The following is a 15,165-nucleotide window of genomic DNA, read 5'->3' as shown; positions in this document are numbered from 1 at the left end:
GCTGGCGGGCGATCAGCCTGGATAGCCGCGCAGCACGTCGTCAATCAGCAGGCTGAGCGAGGTGGGGCTGGCGCCGGTGGTGTACCAGGCGTCGGCATCGACAAAGACGACGCGGCCGCTCTTCCAGGCCTTGGTCTCGCGCAGCAAGGGGTTGGCCAGTTGGTCGGCGGTCATCACGGCGTGGCGCTCCATCACGGCAGTGCGGTCCACCACATAGAGGATGTCGGGGTTGGCCTGCTGGATGAACTCGCTGGAGATGGGCTGGCCATGCAGGCTGCCCTCGGCATCGGTGCTGGCGGGCTTGACGCCCAGATCGCTGAACACAAAGCCGTAGCGCGACTGCGGGCCAAAGGAGCTGAAGGCGCCGTTGTTGTGCAGGACGATCAAGGCCTTGTCGTTGCTGCCGGCAATGCGCTGGCGCGCCTGCGCCAGCTTGGCATCCAAGGCGGCCACCTTTTGTGCGGCCAGCGCCTCCTTGTCAAAGATGCGGCCCAGGGTCAGCAGATGCTCCTTGACGACGGCAATGTGCTTGGCACGGCTGTCCTTGAAATCCACATCCAGGTGGAGGGTCGGCGCGATCTCGCTGAGCGCCTGGTAGTGGTTGGCCTGCAGGGGCGTGATCAGGATCAGGTCGGGCTTGAGCGCATGCACGCGCTCCAGGTTGGGCTGCACGATGGCGCCCAGGTCTTGCACCGCGGCATCGGCTTTGTACTTGGCCAGAAAGTGCGGCACATAGTCCTTGACCATGCCGGCAATCGGCACACCGAGCTGATCGAGAAAGTCAGCCTCGTTCATCTCCAGCGCAGCCACCCGCTGCGGGGTGCGTGTGATGACGGTGCTGCCCAGTTGGTGCTGCACGGTGATGGGCGCGGCGGCCGGCGGGCTGCTGGCTGCCGCGCTGGCCGATGGCGCATCAGCGGCCGAGGTGGATGCGCGGTCGCAGCCGCTCAGGGCCAGGGCGATGGTGACTGCGGCGGCTGCGGCGATGGCCGTAGACAGGGGCCGCAGAAAGGTGCGGGCGCAGGTGTGAGTGCAGATGCGGGTGCGTTGCATGGCAAAGGTTTCCTAGGTCTTGAAGTAGTTGCACAGGCATCCCTGCGCGGTGCGGCTGATGTCAAACCGCAGCTCGAACAGCTGCGACAGATTGGCTTCGGAGATGACGTCATCGGTGGGGCCGCTAAAGCACAGCATTCCGCCTTTGAGCGCGACGATGTGGTCCGAGTAATTGGCGGCAAAGTTGATGTCGTGGATGACGAGGATCACCGTGCGCCCGGCCTCATCGCAAAGCCTGCGCAGCGCGCGCATGATCTGCACGGCATGCTTCATGTCCAGGTTGTTCAGGGGCTCGTCGAGCAGCAGCACATCGGTCTGCTGGGCAATGGTCATCGCCAAAAAGGCCATCTGCCGCTGGCCGCCACTGATCTCGTCGATATAGGCGTGGCGCAGGGGCTCCAGCGATAAAAAGGCAATCGCCTCATCGACGGCCTGCTGGTCTTTGCTCGTCAAGGTGCCCCGGTGGTGCGGAAAGCGGCCAAAGCCGACCAGCTCTTCGACCGTCAAGCGCATCTGAAAACCGGGCGACTGGCGCAAGGTGGCAATGCGCAGCGCATAGTGGGCCACCGAGATGGTGGCAATGCTGCGGCCATCGAGCTGGATCTCGCCACTGCTGGGCGCCAGCAGGCGGGCAATCATCATCAGCAAGGTGGATTTGCCGGCACCATTGGGGCCTATGAGCGAGGTGATGCGCCCGGCCGGGAAGGCGGTGCTGACGCCCGACAGCACGGCGCGGCTGCCATAGGATTTATGGAGGTTGCTGACAATGATCATGAGAGAGCCCGGCCGCGCACCGTCAGCGCCAGAAAGTAAGCACCACAGACCAGATTGACCAGGATGCTGACGGTGGTCTTGTAGTTGAAAACATGCTCCACCAGCAGCTGCGCTACCAGGAAGATGGCGATGGCCACTGCGCAGCCCATCGGCAAGGTGCTGCGGTGGCGCCATTGCGGTGCCAGCGCATAGACGATGTTGGCCACGAAAATGCCCATGAAGGCCGTCGGCCCGATCAGGCTGGTGGACACCGCCACCAGCACCGCCACCAAGGCCAGGTAGAGGCGCATGCAGCGCGCATGGGGCACGCCCAGCGATATGGCCTGCTCGCGGCCCAGCGCCATCACATCCAGCACCGCCAGAGTTTTGTGCAGCACCAGGCATACCGCACCCACGGCCAGCGCCGCATAGGCCAGGGTATCGGGCCGGGCGCGGTGAAAGGACGCATAGCTCATGCCTTGGAAGACGGCGAACTCGCCCGGACTGATGCGCAGCTGCACAAACTGCGTGAAGGTGCCGATCATCATGGTCAGCACCAGGCCAACGAGCAGCAGCACATAGATATCGCCCTGCCCGCGGCGCAGCAGCCAGCGCTGCAAGCCCCAGGAATACACCAGCATTAGCGCCACCGACACGAAGAAATTGCCGCGCTCGCCCAGCATGCCCATGCCCTGCGCGCCCAGCACCAGCAGCAGCAAGGCCTGCCACAGCAAAAAGACGGCCTCGTAGCCCATGATGGCGGGCGTCAGAATGCGGTTGCCCATCAGGGTCTGGAACACGATGGCCGACACCGCCACGCAGATGCCGCCCAGCGCAATAGTGGCCAGGCGCAGCAAACGCCGGGGGATGACATAGCCCATGTCCAGCCCTGAGCCCAGCAGCACAAAGCCCAGGGCCAGCACGGCGATGCCCAGCCACAGCGCATGGCTGCTGCGGAATGCATTCAGGGTGATAGCGCGCTTCATCGCCGCCCCCGCAAAATCAGCACCAGAAACACCACGCCGCCCAAGGCGCCTGCTGTAAGGCCAATGGGCACCTCAAAGGGATAGATCAGCAGGCGCCCCGCGATATCGCAAACCAGCAACAGGCTGGCACCGCCCAGGGCGACCAGCGGCAGGGAGCGGGCCAGGTGGTCGCCCTTGTACAAGGCCACCAGCTGCGGCACGACCAGGCCGACAAAGGGAATGGCGCCGACGGCAATGACGGTGGCCGAGACAGTGACCGCTACCAGCACCAACCCCAAGGTGGCGGTGGCGGCATAACCCATGCCAAGGCTGGTGGCCATCTCCTCCCCCATGCCCAGCACAGTAAAACGCTGCGCATACAGATACGCCAGCGCCACCACCGGCAGGATGATGTAGAGCATCTCGTAATGGCCTTGCACGATGCGCGAAAAATCGCCCAGCAGCCAGCCCTGCATGCTTTGCAGGATGTTGTGGCGGTAGGCATAGAACTCGGCCACGGCGCTGAGCACGCTGCCGTACATCAGCCCGATCACGGGCACCAGGACGGTGTTCTTGAAGCGGATGCGCGCGATGATGGCGACATAGAGCAGGCTGGATGCAAAGCAGAACAGCAGCGCCAGCGCCATGCGGCCCGGGGCACCGGCAGAGGGCACCGCCGTCATCGCGATCAGAATGCCAAGCTTGGCGGCATCGAGCCCGCCCGAGGTGCCAGGCTCGACAAACTTGTTGCGCACAATGTGCTGCAGGATCACCCCGCAGACGGCCAGGCCTGCCCCGGTCAGCACCAGCGCGGCCAGGCGCGGCAGGCGGCTGGCCGTCAAGGTGAGCCAGGCATCACCGGAACCGCCCGAAAACGCCCAGAGCTGCGACCAGGCCATCTGGCGCGCCCCCACCAACAGGGACGCCAGGCACAGCAGCGCAAAGCCCAAGCACCAGCGCAGCCGCATCAGCCGTGCTCCCCAGCTGCGGCAATGCGCCAGCCCTGGGCGTAAGCTCGCTGGGCCAGCCACTGTGCATAGCGGCCCGATTGCGCTGCCAGCTGCGCAGGCGTGCCTTGCTCCTCCACCTGGCCTCCCTCCAGCACCAGCACCTGGTCGGCCATGGCAATGGTTGACAGCTGGTGCGCAATGACCACCACCGTGCGCTGGCCACGCAGGCGCGCCAGGGTCTGGGCAATCAGCGCCTGGTTCTCGGTATCGAGCGCGGCGGTGGCCTCGTCCACTAGCAGGATGGGCGCATCCTTGATAAGGGCGCGCGCAATCGCAATGCGTTGGCGCTCACCGCCCGAGAGCTGGGCGCCACCCTCGCCCACGGGGCTGTCCAGCACGCCGGGCAGGCGCTGCGCGATGCTGTCCACGCCCGCTTGCTGGGCGGCTTGCCATACCTGGGCATCACTGGCGCCGGGCCGGCCGATGCGGATGTTGTCGGCAATGCTGCCGGCAAACAAATAGCTGTCCTGAAAGATCTGGCTGATCTGCGCGGCCAGTTGCGCCTCATCCATCTGCCGCACATCAGTGCCGCCTACCAGTACGCCCCCCTGGTCCACATCCCAAAAGCGCGCCATCAGCCGCACCAGCGTGCTTTTGCCGGAGCCCGATGCCCCCACCAAGGCCGTCATGCTGCCGGGTGGCACATGCAGGTTGATGCCACGCAGCACGGCGGGCTGGTCTGCGCCATAGGAGAAATGCACATCACGCAGAGTGATCGATGCATCGCGCGGCAGCTGCGGGTGCTGCGGCTGCGGCAGGGGCTGCTGCGCCAACAGCGCGTCCATCGCATCCAACTGGCCGCGCGCGCTGCGCAGCGCCTCGGCATAGCCCACCAGCTCCAACAGCGGCTCGACAAAGCGGCTGATCAGCAGTATGGACAGCACGGCGCCGATGACCTCTCCAGGCGCCAGCGCCTGGGCGCTGTGCTGATCGATGCCGATCACAACGGCGACCAGCAAGGCTGCCAACACCGCCTGCACGGCCCAGACATTCAGCACCGACGACAGCGCGGACACCGCAATCAAGCGCCCGGCCGACTGGCGCTGCTGGTCCATCGCCTGCGCCACAAAGCGGGTGCTCTGACCGCCGCCTTGGAAGGCGCGCAAGACCGACTGCGCCTGCGCAAACTCCACGATGCGCTGGCCGGTCTGGGCAAAGTCGCGCTGAAACGCGGCATCGGCCCAGCGGCCCATGCGGGCGGTCAATACCAGCACGCCCAGCAGCAAGGGCAAGGCCAGCAGGCCGATAAGGCCCTGGCGCGCGTCCTGCGCAAACAGCAGCGCCAGCACCACCAGCGGCGCCACCACGCCGCTGATGACGGGTGTGAGCACATGGGCCGGCAGCTGGGCCACGGCCATCATCCCTTGGGTGACCAGGTGGCTGACCTTGGCGGTGTTCTGCGCGTTGAACCAGCCCATGGGCAGGCGCGCCACATGGGCGCCCAGCCGGTGGCGGCCGGTTTGCAAGATCGCAACACCAACGCCCACCCCCGCCTGCTCCACCCGGCCGCGCCACCACCAGGCCAGCACCACGGCGGCCAACATGGCCAGCAGCCAAATGCCAGATGCACGCCACTGGGCCTGCAGCAGCTGGGCCATCAGCGGCAGCAGCAGGCCCGTACACAGGCCGCAGAGCGCGCCATACCAGGCCGCCATCCAGGCATAGCGGCGCAGCAAAGGGGCCTGTTCGCCCAGCAGCAGGTTCAAGGTTTTCAGCATGGCGCGGCCTCCTGCACGGCGGCATAGCCCCCTTCGCGCCACAGGCGGGCATAGCGCCCGCCTTGGGCCAGCAGATCGGCGTGGCGCCCCTGCTCCACCAGGCGCCCCTCGTCGATCACCAGGATCTGGTCGGCCTGCATGACGGTATCGAGCCGGTGGGCAATCACCAGCACCGTGCGGCCTTGCGCAAAGCGCGACAGCGCGCGCTGAATGGCGGCTTCGCTGTCGGCATCCGCAGCGGCGGTGGCCTCGTCCAGCACCAAAATCGGTGCATCCATCAGCACGGCGCGGGCAATGCTGATGCGCTGGCGCTCGCCGCCGGAGAGCTGCGCGTCCTCGCCCAGCACCGCGTCATAGCTGCGTGGCAGCGCGCTGATGCAGCCATGCACATCGGCTGCGCGCGCGGCGGCTTCCACCTCGGCCTGGCTGGCGCCGGGCCGGCCCAGCGCTATGTTGTCGCGCAGGCTGGCATGGATCAGGCGCACATCCTGCAGCACAAAGCCGATGCGCTGGTAGAGCGCTGCGCTGCCGATGGCGCGCAGGTCCGCGCCGCCCAGCGTGATGCGGCCCTCGGTCGGGTCAAAAAAGCGCAGCAGCAAGCGCGCGATCGTGGTTTTGCCGGCGCCCGAGGGGCCGACGATGGCGGTGACAGTGCCCGGCTGGAGCTGGAAGCTGATGCCCTGCAGCACCTGCTGGCCCGGCGCATAGGCATAGCCCACCTGGTCAAAACGGAGCTGGTGGTTCAGCGGTGACAGCTGCTCGCTGGGCGCCGGTTGCGGCAGCACGGGCGTATCGAGCAGCGCCAGCACGCGCTGGGCCGCTGCGGTGGCGCCCTGCAGGTCATGCAGCAAGGTGTGCAGCAGCAGCACCGGCGCGCAGATGCCCGGGGCGACCAGCACAAAGGGCAGCAGATCCAGAGGCGCTAGCGCACCCTGGCTGCCCAGCAGCCAGCCACCGGCCAGCACAAAGCCCAATACGGTGACCGGGGCGGCCATGCCATGGGCATGGGCCATGGCGCCAACGAGGGGGCGCACAAAATCCCTAAAGGCCTGCGCAAACGCATCGACCGCGCCCTGGTAGCTGGCCTGGCCTTGGCCGCTGTTGCCAAAGGCCTTGATGACCGGCATGCCGGCAACAAAGGCCACCGCGGCCGATTGGATGCGGCCCATGTGGCCGGCAAACACGCCCATCTGCGTGCCGCTGGAGCGCAGCGCCCGGCGCAGAAACCAGACATAGCCGGGAAACGGCAGCAAGGCGATCAAGGCCATGCGCCAGTCCTGCGCCAGCAGGTAGGCCACTGCCACCAGCATCGCGCCTCCCGCGCGCGCCACCGAGGTGTAGAAATGCGCGCTGAGGCTGTGCAAGGTGGCCATGTCGTCCTGCAGCACCTGCTTGACCTCGCCCGACGAGCGGCTGCTGAACCAGCCCAGCGGCACCTGGCCCAGCCGCTGCACGGCGGCGCGGCGCAGGCCGTGGGTGAGCTGGTTGTCTGCCCTATGGGCCAGTACCTCGCCGGCCAGCATCAGCAATGCCCCGGTAAAGAGGCAGGCCAGTGCCCCCCATAGCAGCGGCCAGATGCTGCCGGTGCCCGGCTCCCCCAGGCTAAGCTGGGCCATGCGCACCATTGCCGCCAGCGGCACCAGGCTGAGCATGGCCCCCAGGCCCGACAGCAGCGCGGCCACGGTCAAACGCCCGCGAATGGGGTGGAGCACCCGCCTGATCGGACCGGGCCCTGGGGCTGCGGCAGCCGCCGCGTCATCTGCATGCATGGGAGCAAGACCTAGAGAAAAACGGATGCGCTCGCGTGCAGACGGCGCCGTCGCGCTACAGCGCCCGGCGGCGTGACTGCGCTGCGCCGGGCCTGCGATAGACAGCCCGCCCCAACGCGAAACGCAATAGGAACAATAATTAGTTGCATCATACTAAACTAATAAATTACCGTACATCTTTTACAGCTATCGCAGCAGCGGTTTGGCCGACAATGGCCTGGTACCTGGAGAGAACATGGACCCCGAGAAAAAAGCAGCCCCGCGCGGGCGACCGCGCCTGATCACGCAAGAGCGCATCGCCGATGCAGGTATCGAGATGGGCTTGCCCAACATCACCTTTGTGGGCGTGGCCAGTGCGCTGGGCGTGACGCATATGGCGCTGTACAAGCATGTGCCCAGCCTGGCCGAGCTCAAGCACATAGTGGCCGAGGAGATTTTTCAGCGCTGGGAGTTTTCTCTGCCCAAGGTGGGCGAGCAAGAGGGCCTGCAGAACTACCTGGTCCGCTTCAGCGATTCGGTGCGCCAGTTCGCCAAGACCTACCCGGGCGTGACGCCCTATGTGATCCGCAGACTCGTCGCCACCCCGGCGATGCTCGAGAAGATCGATACCCACCAGGAAGAAGTGGCGCAGGCCTACCGCATCGGCAAGGAGCAGTCGCGCTGGCTGCTGGCGACCATCGCCTTCCACGGCCTGGCCGCTGCCGACTCGGTCTACTCAGCCGCACGCCAGGAGAGCGTGGTGCCCACCAGCTATGAGGCTGAGACCGCCGAGATGGAAGGCGATCTGGCCCAGGGCATGCATGCGCTGATCGCCGGCGCGCTGCTGCAACTGCAGCTCGACCCGCAGCTGCAGCCCTGACGCTCTCGGGTCTGCCCCAGGCGCCCTCTGCCATGCGCCCTGCTGCAGTCTGAACGCAGGGCCCGCTGACCCGCTGCATGGTCAGCCTTGGCAATTACTACGGCTCGCCTTGCAAAGACGCCTTGCGCCTCATCGCTATCCGCGTCCATGCCACGGGCGCGAGCTCTGCAGCCACTAGGTAGTTACGAGCCCGCAGCACCAGCAGCACTCACTCTCCCTGAAAGCACCCACACCCTGGCCACTTTGGCAGGGCGGGCGCAGCCTTGCGCCTGCTTTTTTTGGCGGTCTCGATAAATATTTTCAAAAAGATGTCAGGAATCGATCAGGTCGAACGACTTCATCAACGTGGCAGCGCTGTGCTGTGCACTTTCAACCTTTCATCACCAGGAACTACACCATGAACATCAAGACCCTCACCACCTTGGCCGCTGCTGTGCTCGCAACCTCCGCCTGGGCCGCTGGCAGCCAGGACAGCAAATGCGGCGCAGGCAGCTGCGGCAAGAAGGAATCGAGCACCAAGGACGCCAACTGTTCCAAGAAGGACGGCGGCTGCTCGAAGAAGGATGGCGGTTGCTCCAAGAAGGACGGCGGCTGCTCCAAGAAGGATGGCGCAGCCACCCCTTAATCCTTGCATCACCAAACACAACACCCGGGGTGGGCGCGACGCGCTCACCCGCCCCCCACCACAGAAAGGGCTCCCACCATGTTGACCACCACCACGATCACCACCCGTCTTCTTCTGGCTGCCAGCCTGGCCTTTGCCGGCAGCGCCCAGGCCATGAGCACCGCCCCCGTGGGCAATGGCTCGGACTACCCGGCTTACGCCAACTCCGGCAGCAGCCTCACCCGCGACCAGGTCCGGGCAGAGCTCAGCCAGGCCCGTATGGACCATGTGCGGCAGTTCGACGGCAATTTTGATGCGCCGCAGTTCAAAGGCCAATCCGGCATGGGCTTGAGCCGTGCGCAGGTCATCGAGGCCGCATCCCAGGCCCGCATGGCTGGCACCTTGCCACAGGGTGAAAACTTTGGTGGCTAACGTTGGCGGCGGGTTGGCCAAGCGCCAACTCGCGCCTGCACAGAAATGAGGACACCATGATTGGCCTTGGCTTTCGACGTGAAATGCTCGACTGGGACATGTCCGCCGTGCATGCCGACTTCTTCGAGGTCGCACCCGAGAACTGGGTGCGCCGGGATCTGGCGCCGCTGCAGGCGCTGATCGACTCGGGCCGCCCGGTCCACCTGCATGGGGTGGCCCTCAACCTGGGCGGCGCCGCGCCGCTGGACAGGTCTTTTCTGCGCGATCTGCGCCAGCTGATTGATGACCTGGACACCCCGCTGTACTCCGACCACCTGGCCGCAAGCGGCGACAGCTTCCAGCTCTACGACCTGTTTGCCGTGCCCTTTACCGAGTTACATGCGCGCCGCGTCGCCGACCGTATCCGTGCGGTGCAAGATGCCTTGGGCATGCGCATCTCGGTCGAGAACACGACCTGGTACACCAATGTGGGGGCGATGCCTGAAGCGGATTTTCTCGGCATGGTCCTCGACCTGGCGGACTGCCATCTGCTGCTGGACCTGAACAACCTGTCGGTCAACCACAAGAACCATGGCGGCCCCAGCCCCAGCGACTTTGTGCAGGGTCTGGACATGGGCCGCGTGAGCTACATGCATGTGGCCGGCCATGAATTCGATGCGCGCTTTGACCTGTTCATGGACACGCACAGCCAGCCGGTGGAGGCACATACCCAGCAGCTCGCACGCAGCCTTGCCGAGCGCCATGGCACCCCCGTGCTGCTGGAATGGGACAACGATGTCCCCGGCATGGAGGTCATCAACCAGGAGCTGGCATGTCTGCGCACTTCTACGACTATGTAAGAGGCCTGTCCGACCAGGTGCCCCCGGGCTACAGCGACAACGGCATGCGTGCCTACCGCCACCTGGTCTACCTGGGGGCCAGCCAGATGGTGGAGGCCCATTTTCCGGAACTGCGCGAGCAACTGGGCGACGAGGCCTGGCGGGAATTGATCACCGCCTTTGTGCGCGACTCGCGCTGGAGCTCGCCCTACTATGGAGATATGAAAGATGCATTCCTTGAATTCATTGCGCGTGAAAGCACGCGAGAAGATTGATGGCCTGGGCCTGCTGCTGCTGCGCCTGTGGGTGGGGCAGGAGTTTGTGCTGGCAGGTTTTCGTAAACTGTCATCGGGCTGGGAGGCACCGGCCTGGTTTGCCGGCCTGGACTTTCCCATCCCAGTGAGCTGGCTGCCCGCGAGCTTAAATTGGGGCATTGCAGGCCTTACCGAGCTGGTGCTGGGCGTGGCGCTGATCATCGGGCTGGCATCGCGCATTGCCGCGCTGGGGCTGATCTTCATCACCTATGTGGCGGTGTACAGCGTGCACTTTGACCTGGGTTGGGCCGGCTGGAACCAGATCGACAGCGATGACGGCCTGGGCTTCAAGGTGCCCTTGATGCTGGGCATCATGCTGGTCGCCATTGTCAGCCAGGGGCCGGGCCGCTGGTCCCTGGACCGTTGTTGCCACCGTTAAGCCAAGGAGTGTATGCACACCATCGCAGCAGAGATCACCGTCCAATGGCGCAGCGCCATGCTGCGTTTTGCACAGCTGCACCTGCCCTCGCGCGAAGAGGCCGAGGATGCCGTGCAAGATACCTTGGCGGCGCTGCTGCAGCTGGACCGCAGCAGCTTTGACGCTGCCCAGGCCAAGAGCTACCTGTTTGGCATCCTGCGCAACAAGATCAGCGACCGGCTGCGACAGAAATACCGCGCGCCCGTGAGCTATGACGAGGCTTTCCAGGACGACCTCGACCAGATCCTGTTTGACAAGCGGGGCCATTGGGTCGAGGGCGTTGCGCCCACCACCTGGGTCAACCCCCAGCAGCAGCTGCAAAACGACCAGTTCTTCATCATCGTCGATCTGTGTGTGCACAAGCTGCCGGCCAAGCCAGCGCGGGTGTTTTCCATGAAGGAGTTTCTGGAATGCGAGGCCGAGGAGATTTGCAGCACCTTGGGCATCACCAAGGCCGATTACTGGCAGTGCATGAGCCGCGCGCGCAAGCAGCTGCAGCTGTGCCTGCACCAAAACTGGTTTGACAAAGAGACTGCTTCATGAAATGCCGTGACTACATTTTTCAACTCACCTCCGGGCAAATGGAGGAGGCCGGCACGGCGGGCAAAATCGCTGCCTGGCAGCACCGCATGATCTGCTTTCGCTGCCGCGCCTTTACCCGCAATGACCAGGCGCTGCAGGACATGCTCAAGGGCTACAGCGAACATCTGCAAACGCCACCGACCCCACCCGCCAAGCCCTCTTCGGAGAACTAAGGTCCTGGCATGATCGCCGGGCCATCGTCCCAACGACGGGTTGCCCCGATCCACCCGGCATCATCGCTGCGGCAATCAAAATACTGTACATAAATACAGCACCGTGCCAGAATGGCGTTTTTGCCTGGACTCTGCCATGGACCATATCGCCACCGGACGCTTTGACATCAAGCTGCAACCCGAAAGCCTCAGCCCGGTTGCCGAGGCCACCGGCCTGGGCCGGCTCTCGCTGGACAAACAATTCAGCGGCGATCTGCAGGCGGCCAGCCAGGGCGAGATGCTGTCGTTCCGCAGCACGACCCCCGGCTCGGCCGGCTATGTGGCGATGGAACGCGTGCAAGGCAGCCTGCATGGCCGCAGCGGCAGCTTTGTGCTGCAGCACAGCGCCAGCATGGCGCAGGGCGAATCCACGCAAAGCATCAGCGTCGTGCCCGACTCGGCCACCGACGCACTGCAGGGCCTGCGCGGCAACATGCAGATCACGATCGACAACGGCCAGCATTCCTACCGCTTTGTGTACCAACTGCCTGAGGCTTGACGAGCCCCCAGCACCTTCGGCGACTGAAAAGTCCCGGGCCTGCAATCGCATGCAGGCCCGGGACTTTTTACATGGGGCATCGTGGCCATGTTCCGAATACGTAGCCGCCCCGTAGAATCCAGAGCCAAGCCTGTTCCCCTGGCCAAGGCATTCAGGGAGCAACCACACACCAGCGTATAGAGGCATGACATGACCCATGGCTTCCGCGACTCGCCCGACGGCCTGCGTTACGAGGAGCACATCAGCTGGCCGATGCGGCTGTTTGTGGCCGTGATTGGGCTGGCGATGTTTCTGATCCCGGTGCCCTTTTTGCAGCATGGCCACTGGGGCCTGCCCTGGTGGCAACTGCTGCTGCTGGCCGCCTGCATCACGGCGCCGGTGGTGCTGGGGGTGTTTTTCCTCTGCCTGGCAGCTGGGCGCTGCCTGCGGCTGCATTTTGACCAGCGCCAGCGCTGCCTGGTGCGCCATGGGCGCCTGCCCCTGCCCCCACGCGCAATTCCCTACGCCGATGTCGAGCCGCCCAGCGTGCTGGAGCGCAGCGCCGAAGATGGGCCCTACTATGTCGTGCGCCTGCGTGTGCGGGGCGAACGCGCGATGCACCTGAGCAGCTTTGGCCTGCAGGCAGAGGCCCAGGTTTGGTGCCAGCGCATCGCGGACGAGCTCCAGCAGCGATAGCGCAGACGGCCATAAAAAAGGACCCTGCAGCGCCAGCACAGGGCTGGCACTGCAAAGTCCAGGGCTGCAGAGTGGGCTGCAGCATGGCAGATCTTGGCGGATCTGCCTTAGGAACGCGATCCTTGGTTTAGAACGTGGCCTTCAGGTTCAGACGCACGGTCCGGGGCTCGCCATAGATGGCGCCCGAGTAGAAGCCGTACTGGCGGTAGTAGGTCTTGTCGAACAGGTTGGAGATGTTCAGGGTGGCGACCAGGTCCTTGTTGATCTCATAGCGCGCCATCGCATGGAACAGGGTGTAGGCCTTCAGGTCGATATTGACATTGGCGCCCTCGGTCGGGTGGCTGGTGCCGGTGGCGACCTGGTGCATCTTGCTTTGTGCCGTGAGGCCCGTGCCCAGGGTCAGCTTGTTCCAGCTGCCGGGCAGGCGGTAGCTGGTGTTCAGGCGCAGCAGGTGCTTGGGGTCATCCTCTGCGCCGGTAGAGTTGGGGTTGTTCACCGACAGATAGGTGTAGCCGCCATAAACATTCCAGCTCGGCGTGATGCGGCCGGAGAAGTCCACTTCAAAACCCTTGGTCGTCACGCCCGATGCGCCATTGACATAGGCGGTCACACCCTCGTCGCCGGTCACGTAGAGCGGGTCGCCGCTGGCGTCACGCGCAATCGTGGCCACATCCTTTTGCTTGTTGCGGAACACCGCCAGCGAGCCATCGAACTGGCCATCGAGCCATTCGCCCTTGACGCCCACTTCCATCGCGGTGCCGGACTTGGGATCGAGATAGGTGCCATCGACGCGGCGCTGCGACTGGGCTTCGAACACATCGGTGTAGCTGGCGTAGAGCGAGTAGTTGCGGTTCAGGTCATAGACGGCGCCCAGGTAGGGCGTGACCTGGTGGCTGAAGTCCGAGGTGACGACGCCGTTGGAGAAGTTGCGCTGCCAGCTCAGCCGCGCGCCGACGATCACCGACAGCGGATCGGTGATGCTCAGGCGCGTGGCCGCATAGCTGCCATAGGTCTTGATGCGGGTGACGGTGTCCTTGCCGTTGCGGGCGGTGGTCACTTCGCCAATGCCTTGGCCGGTGCGGATGAACTCGCGCCAGTCGCCAATCGCAAAGCCGTTGCTGATGCGATTCATGCAAGCGACGGACTGGCCAGCGCTGTTGAAGCAGTCCAGGCCGTAGGCGGTCGACTCGTTGTCGTTGTAGTTCGCGCCCATCATGAACTGGTGGCGGCGGCCCAATGCCTCGAAGGGGCCGTTGAGCGTCCACTGCAGGTTCTTGGTGGTGCTTTGCGCCTCGGACAAATAGGTGTTCAGGTAGGCACCGCTGCCATCCTGCGCCCAGTAGCCGGCCGATACCGTGCCCCGGTTGGCCTTGGCCACGGCCAGGTGGCTGTCCACCTCGCCACGCGTCCAGGAGCCCGAGAGCTTGGTCGTCCAGTTGTTGTCAAAGCGGTGCTCCAGCGCGCCAAAAATGGTCTTGCTCTCGCGCTCGCTGTAGCTCCAGTCGGCCGACGAATTCAGGCTGCGCTTGAAGTGGGTCTCGGTGCCATCGGCATACCAGATGGGGACGTTCGTGCCCCAGGTGGCACCATCGATGCGGCGGCGCTCGTACTGCAGGCCCAGGGCTGCCTTGGTGTCACGGCTGATGTCGGCAGCAAAGCTGGCCAGCAGGCCCAGGGACTTGTCCTTTTCGCGGTCGCGGAAGGTGCTCGAATCATCGCCGCTGATCACAAAGCGCGAGCGCACGCTGCCATCGGCATTGAGCGGCTGGTTCAGATCGGCAGTCAGGTGGCGGCCGCCGTGGCTGCCCAGGGTCACGCCGACGCTACCAAAGCGCGTCTTGCGCGGCTCCTTGCGCACCATGTCGACCACACCGGCCGGGTCGCCAGTGGCGCCCAGCAGGCCATTGGCGCCGCGCAGAATCTCGACGCGGTCATACAGATCCATGTTGAGCGCCAGGCCCTGGCCGGAGAAGCCGGTCTGGCCGTTCTGCAATGCGCCATCCACGCGGAAGTTGGTGATCTCAAAGCCCCGCGCGCGGTAGCTGGTGCGGCCGCCCACATCGAGCTGGGTGGCCGAGATGCCGGTGGCGTTGAGCAAGGCATCATCCAGGGTCTGTACGTTTTCGTCGTCCATCTGCTGGCGGGTGACGACGCTGACCGACTGCGGGGTTTCGCGGCGCGTCAGCAACAGGCCCGTGGCGCTGGAGACGGCCGGGTTCTCGTACGAGCGCGTGGCCTCGCTGGCGTTGGTGGATTCGGCGCTCACCACCACCTCTTCGAGCTGGGTGGTCTCTGCCGTGCGCTTGGCAGCGGCTGCATCCGCCGGCGCAGATGGTGCGGTTTGCGCCCATGCGGCCTGGGAACAGACCGCCAAGGCGGCACACACCACCGGGCTCAACCGCAGCCAAACCGGCACCCCGGCCACCGCTGCGCGCTTTTGATTCACCACCATGCCAACCACCTTTTTTATTGCAAAGCTGGCAC

Annotated in this window: 17 protein-coding genes; 10 read left to right on the top strand and 7 right to left on the bottom strand. The window is 64.9% G+C overall.

The window, feature by feature from the left end; genetic code table 11:
* Window positions 1-12 precede the first annotated feature (12 nt).
* From WH303_RS04635 to WH303_RS04610, 6 genes are read right to left on the bottom strand one after another with little or no spacing between them, the layout of a single operon-like run.
* The gene (locus WH303_RS04635; RefSeq protein WP_339517196.1) at window positions 13-1,053 is read right to left on the bottom strand and encodes a siderophore ABC transporter substrate-binding protein; all 1,041 of its coding nucleotides are present in this window, start codon (window positions 1,051-1,053) and stop codon (window positions 13-15) included.
* Between the two features lie 12 nt (window positions 1,054-1,065).
* Window positions 1,066-1,827 carry an iron ABC transporter ATP-binding protein gene (locus tag WH303_RS04630; RefSeq protein WP_339517195.1) on the bottom strand — a complete coding sequence of 254 codons (762 nt, stop codon included), beginning with the start codon at window positions 1,825-1,827 and terminating at the stop codon, window positions 1,066-1,068.
* Complete coding sequence (locus WH303_RS04625) at window positions 1,824-2,792, bottom strand: iron chelate uptake ABC transporter family permease subunit (RefSeq protein WP_339517194.1); 969 nt, start codon at window positions 2,790-2,792, stop codon at window positions 1,824-1,826. The genes WH303_RS04630 and WH303_RS04625 overlap by 4 nt, the downstream gene beginning before the upstream one ends.
* Entirely contained in the window at window positions 2,789-3,739 is a 951-nt protein-coding gene (locus tag WH303_RS04620; protein ID WP_339517193.1) for an ABC transporter permease, read from the bottom strand. The genes WH303_RS04625 and WH303_RS04620 overlap by 4 nt, the downstream gene beginning before the upstream one ends.
* Entirely contained in the window at window positions 3,739-5,499 is a 1,761-nt protein-coding gene (locus WH303_RS04615; protein WP_339517192.1) for an ABC transporter ATP-binding protein, read from the bottom strand. The genes WH303_RS04620 and WH303_RS04615 overlap by 1 nt, the downstream gene beginning before the upstream one ends.
* Window positions 5,493-7,268 carry an ABC transporter ATP-binding protein gene (locus WH303_RS04610; protein WP_339517191.1) on the bottom strand — a complete coding sequence of 592 codons (1,776 nt, stop codon included), beginning with the start codon at window positions 7,266-7,268 and terminating at the stop codon, window positions 5,493-5,495. Before WH303_RS04610 ends, WH303_RS04615 begins: the two co-directional genes overlap by 7 nt.
* A gap of 235 nt (window positions 7,269-7,503) precedes the next feature.
* On the opposite strand from WH303_RS04610, the gene WH303_RS04605 reads away from it, so the two are divergent.
* The 10 genes from WH303_RS04605 (at window position 7,504) to WH303_RS04560 (ending at window position 12,681) form a co-directional block, all read left to right on the top strand.
* Window positions 7,504-8,127, top strand: a complete 624-nt coding sequence (locus tag WH303_RS04605) for a TetR/AcrR family transcriptional regulator (RefSeq protein ID WP_339517190.1) — start codon at window positions 7,504-7,506, stop codon at window positions 8,125-8,127.
* A gap of 397 nt (window positions 8,128-8,524) precedes the next feature.
* Window positions 8,525-8,752 carry a hypothetical protein gene (locus tag WH303_RS04600; protein ID WP_021028919.1) on the top strand — a complete coding sequence of 76 codons (228 nt, stop codon included), beginning with the start codon at window positions 8,525-8,527 and terminating at the stop codon, window positions 8,750-8,752.
* A gap of 78 nt (window positions 8,753-8,830) precedes the next feature.
* Window positions 8,831-9,163, top strand: a complete 333-nt coding sequence (locus WH303_RS04595; protein ID WP_339517189.1) for a DUF4148 domain-containing protein — start codon at window positions 8,831-8,833, stop codon at window positions 9,161-9,163.
* 56 nt (window positions 9,164-9,219) lie between these two features.
* Window positions 9,220-10,002 carry a multinuclear nonheme iron-dependent oxidase gene (locus WH303_RS04590; protein WP_339517188.1) on the top strand — a complete coding sequence of 261 codons (783 nt, stop codon included), beginning with the start codon at window positions 9,220-9,222 and terminating at the stop codon, window positions 10,000-10,002.
* Window positions 9,975-10,256, top strand: a complete 282-nt coding sequence (locus WH303_RS04585; protein WP_021028916.1) for an HvfC/BufC N-terminal domain-containing protein — start codon at window positions 9,975-9,977, stop codon at window positions 10,254-10,256. Before WH303_RS04590 ends, WH303_RS04585 begins: the two co-directional genes overlap by 28 nt.
* A complete protein-coding gene (locus WH303_RS04580; protein WP_312988189.1) occupies window positions 10,210-10,674 on the top strand; it encodes a DoxX family protein in 465 nt (154 codons plus the stop codon). The genes WH303_RS04585 and WH303_RS04580 overlap by 47 nt, the downstream gene beginning before the upstream one ends.
* A gap of 12 nt (window positions 10,675-10,686) precedes the next feature.
* A complete protein-coding gene (locus WH303_RS04575) occupies window positions 10,687-11,256 on the top strand; it encodes a sigma-70 family RNA polymerase sigma factor (RefSeq protein WP_339517187.1) in 570 nt (189 codons plus the stop codon).
* On the top strand, window positions 11,253-11,468 hold the full coding sequence (locus WH303_RS04570) for a hypothetical protein (RefSeq protein WP_021028913.1): 216 nt from the start codon (window positions 11,253-11,255) through the stop codon (window positions 11,466-11,468). The genes WH303_RS04575 and WH303_RS04570 overlap by 4 nt, the downstream gene beginning before the upstream one ends.
* Before the next feature lie 136 nt (window positions 11,469-11,604).
* Entirely contained in the window at window positions 11,605-12,006 is a 402-nt protein-coding gene (locus WH303_RS04565) for a DUF3224 domain-containing protein (RefSeq protein ID WP_339517186.1), read from the top strand.
* Between the two features lie 189 nt (window positions 12,007-12,195).
* Window positions 12,196-12,681 carry a hypothetical protein gene (locus tag WH303_RS04560; RefSeq protein ID WP_339517185.1) on the top strand — a complete coding sequence of 162 codons (486 nt, stop codon included), beginning with the start codon at window positions 12,196-12,198 and terminating at the stop codon, window positions 12,679-12,681.
* Window positions 12,682-12,808: 127 nt separating this feature from the next.
* Here WH303_RS04560 and WH303_RS04555 read toward each other — a convergent pair whose 3' ends face one another.
* Window positions 12,809-15,133, bottom strand: a complete 2,325-nt coding sequence (locus WH303_RS04555) for a TonB-dependent siderophore receptor (protein ID WP_339517184.1) — start codon at window positions 15,131-15,133, stop codon at window positions 12,809-12,811.
* Window positions 15,134-15,165: the final 32 nt, after the last annotated feature.

The organism is Comamonas sp. MYb69 (genome assembly GCF_037479315.1).
Classification (GTDB): Bacteria; Pseudomonadota; Gammaproteobacteria; order Burkholderiales; family Burkholderiaceae_C; genus Comamonas.
The sequence above is the reverse complement of the archived record's forward strand: the minus strand, read 5'-3'. Positions and strand labels throughout refer to the sequence as shown.

Coding starts and splice junctions, on each gene's coding strand:
- WH303_RS04605 (WP_339517190.1), top strand. CDS start 7,504: ATGGACCCCGAGAAAAAAGCAGCCCCGCGCGGGCGACCGCGCCTGATC.
- WH303_RS04585 (WP_021028916.1), top strand. CDS start 9,975: ATGTCTGCGCACTTCTACGACTATGTAAGAGGCCTGTCCGACCAGGTG.
- WH303_RS04625 (WP_339517194.1), bottom strand. CDS start 2,792: ATGAAGCGCGCTATCACCCTGAATGCATTCCGCAGCAGCCATGCGCTG.
- WH303_RS04560 (WP_339517185.1), top strand. CDS start 12,196: ATGACCCATGGCTTCCGCGACTCGCCCGACGGCCTGCGTTACGAGGAG.
- WH303_RS04620 (WP_339517193.1), bottom strand. CDS start 3,739: ATGCGGCTGCGCTGGTGCTTGGGCTTTGCGCTGCTGTGCCTGGCGTCC.
- WH303_RS04565 (WP_339517186.1), top strand. CDS start 11,605: ATGGACCATATCGCCACCGGACGCTTTGACATCAAGCTGCAACCCGAA.
- WH303_RS04600 (WP_021028919.1), top strand. CDS start 8,525: ATGAACATCAAGACCCTCACCACCTTGGCCGCTGCTGTGCTCGCAACC.
- WH303_RS04580 (WP_312988189.1), top strand. CDS start 10,210: ATGCATTCCTTGAATTCATTGCGCGTGAAAGCACGCGAGAAGATTGAT.
- WH303_RS04555 (WP_339517184.1), bottom strand. CDS start 15,133: ATGGTGGTGAATCAAAAGCGCGCAGCGGTGGCCGGGGTGCCGGTTTGG.
- WH303_RS04610 (WP_339517191.1), bottom strand. CDS start 7,268: ATGCATGCAGATGACGCGGCGGCTGCCGCAGCCCCAGGGCCCGGTCCG.
- WH303_RS04575 (WP_339517187.1), top strand. CDS start 10,687: ATGCACACCATCGCAGCAGAGATCACCGTCCAATGGCGCAGCGCCATG.
- WH303_RS04615 (WP_339517192.1), bottom strand. CDS start 5,499: ATGCTGAAAACCTTGAACCTGCTGCTGGGCGAACAGGCCCCTTTGCTG.
- WH303_RS04630 (WP_339517195.1), bottom strand. CDS start 1,827: ATGATCATTGTCAGCAACCTCCATAAATCCTATGGCAGCCGCGCCGTG.
- WH303_RS04570 (WP_021028913.1), top strand. CDS start 11,253: ATGAAATGCCGTGACTACATTTTTCAACTCACCTCCGGGCAAATGGAG.
- WH303_RS04635 (WP_339517196.1), bottom strand. CDS start 1,053: ATGCAACGCACCCGCATCTGCACTCACACCTGCGCCCGCACCTTTCTG.
- WH303_RS04590 (WP_339517188.1), top strand. CDS start 9,220: ATGATTGGCCTTGGCTTTCGACGTGAAATGCTCGACTGGGACATGTCC.
- WH303_RS04595 (WP_339517189.1), top strand. CDS start 8,831: ATGTTGACCACCACCACGATCACCACCCGTCTTCTTCTGGCTGCCAGC.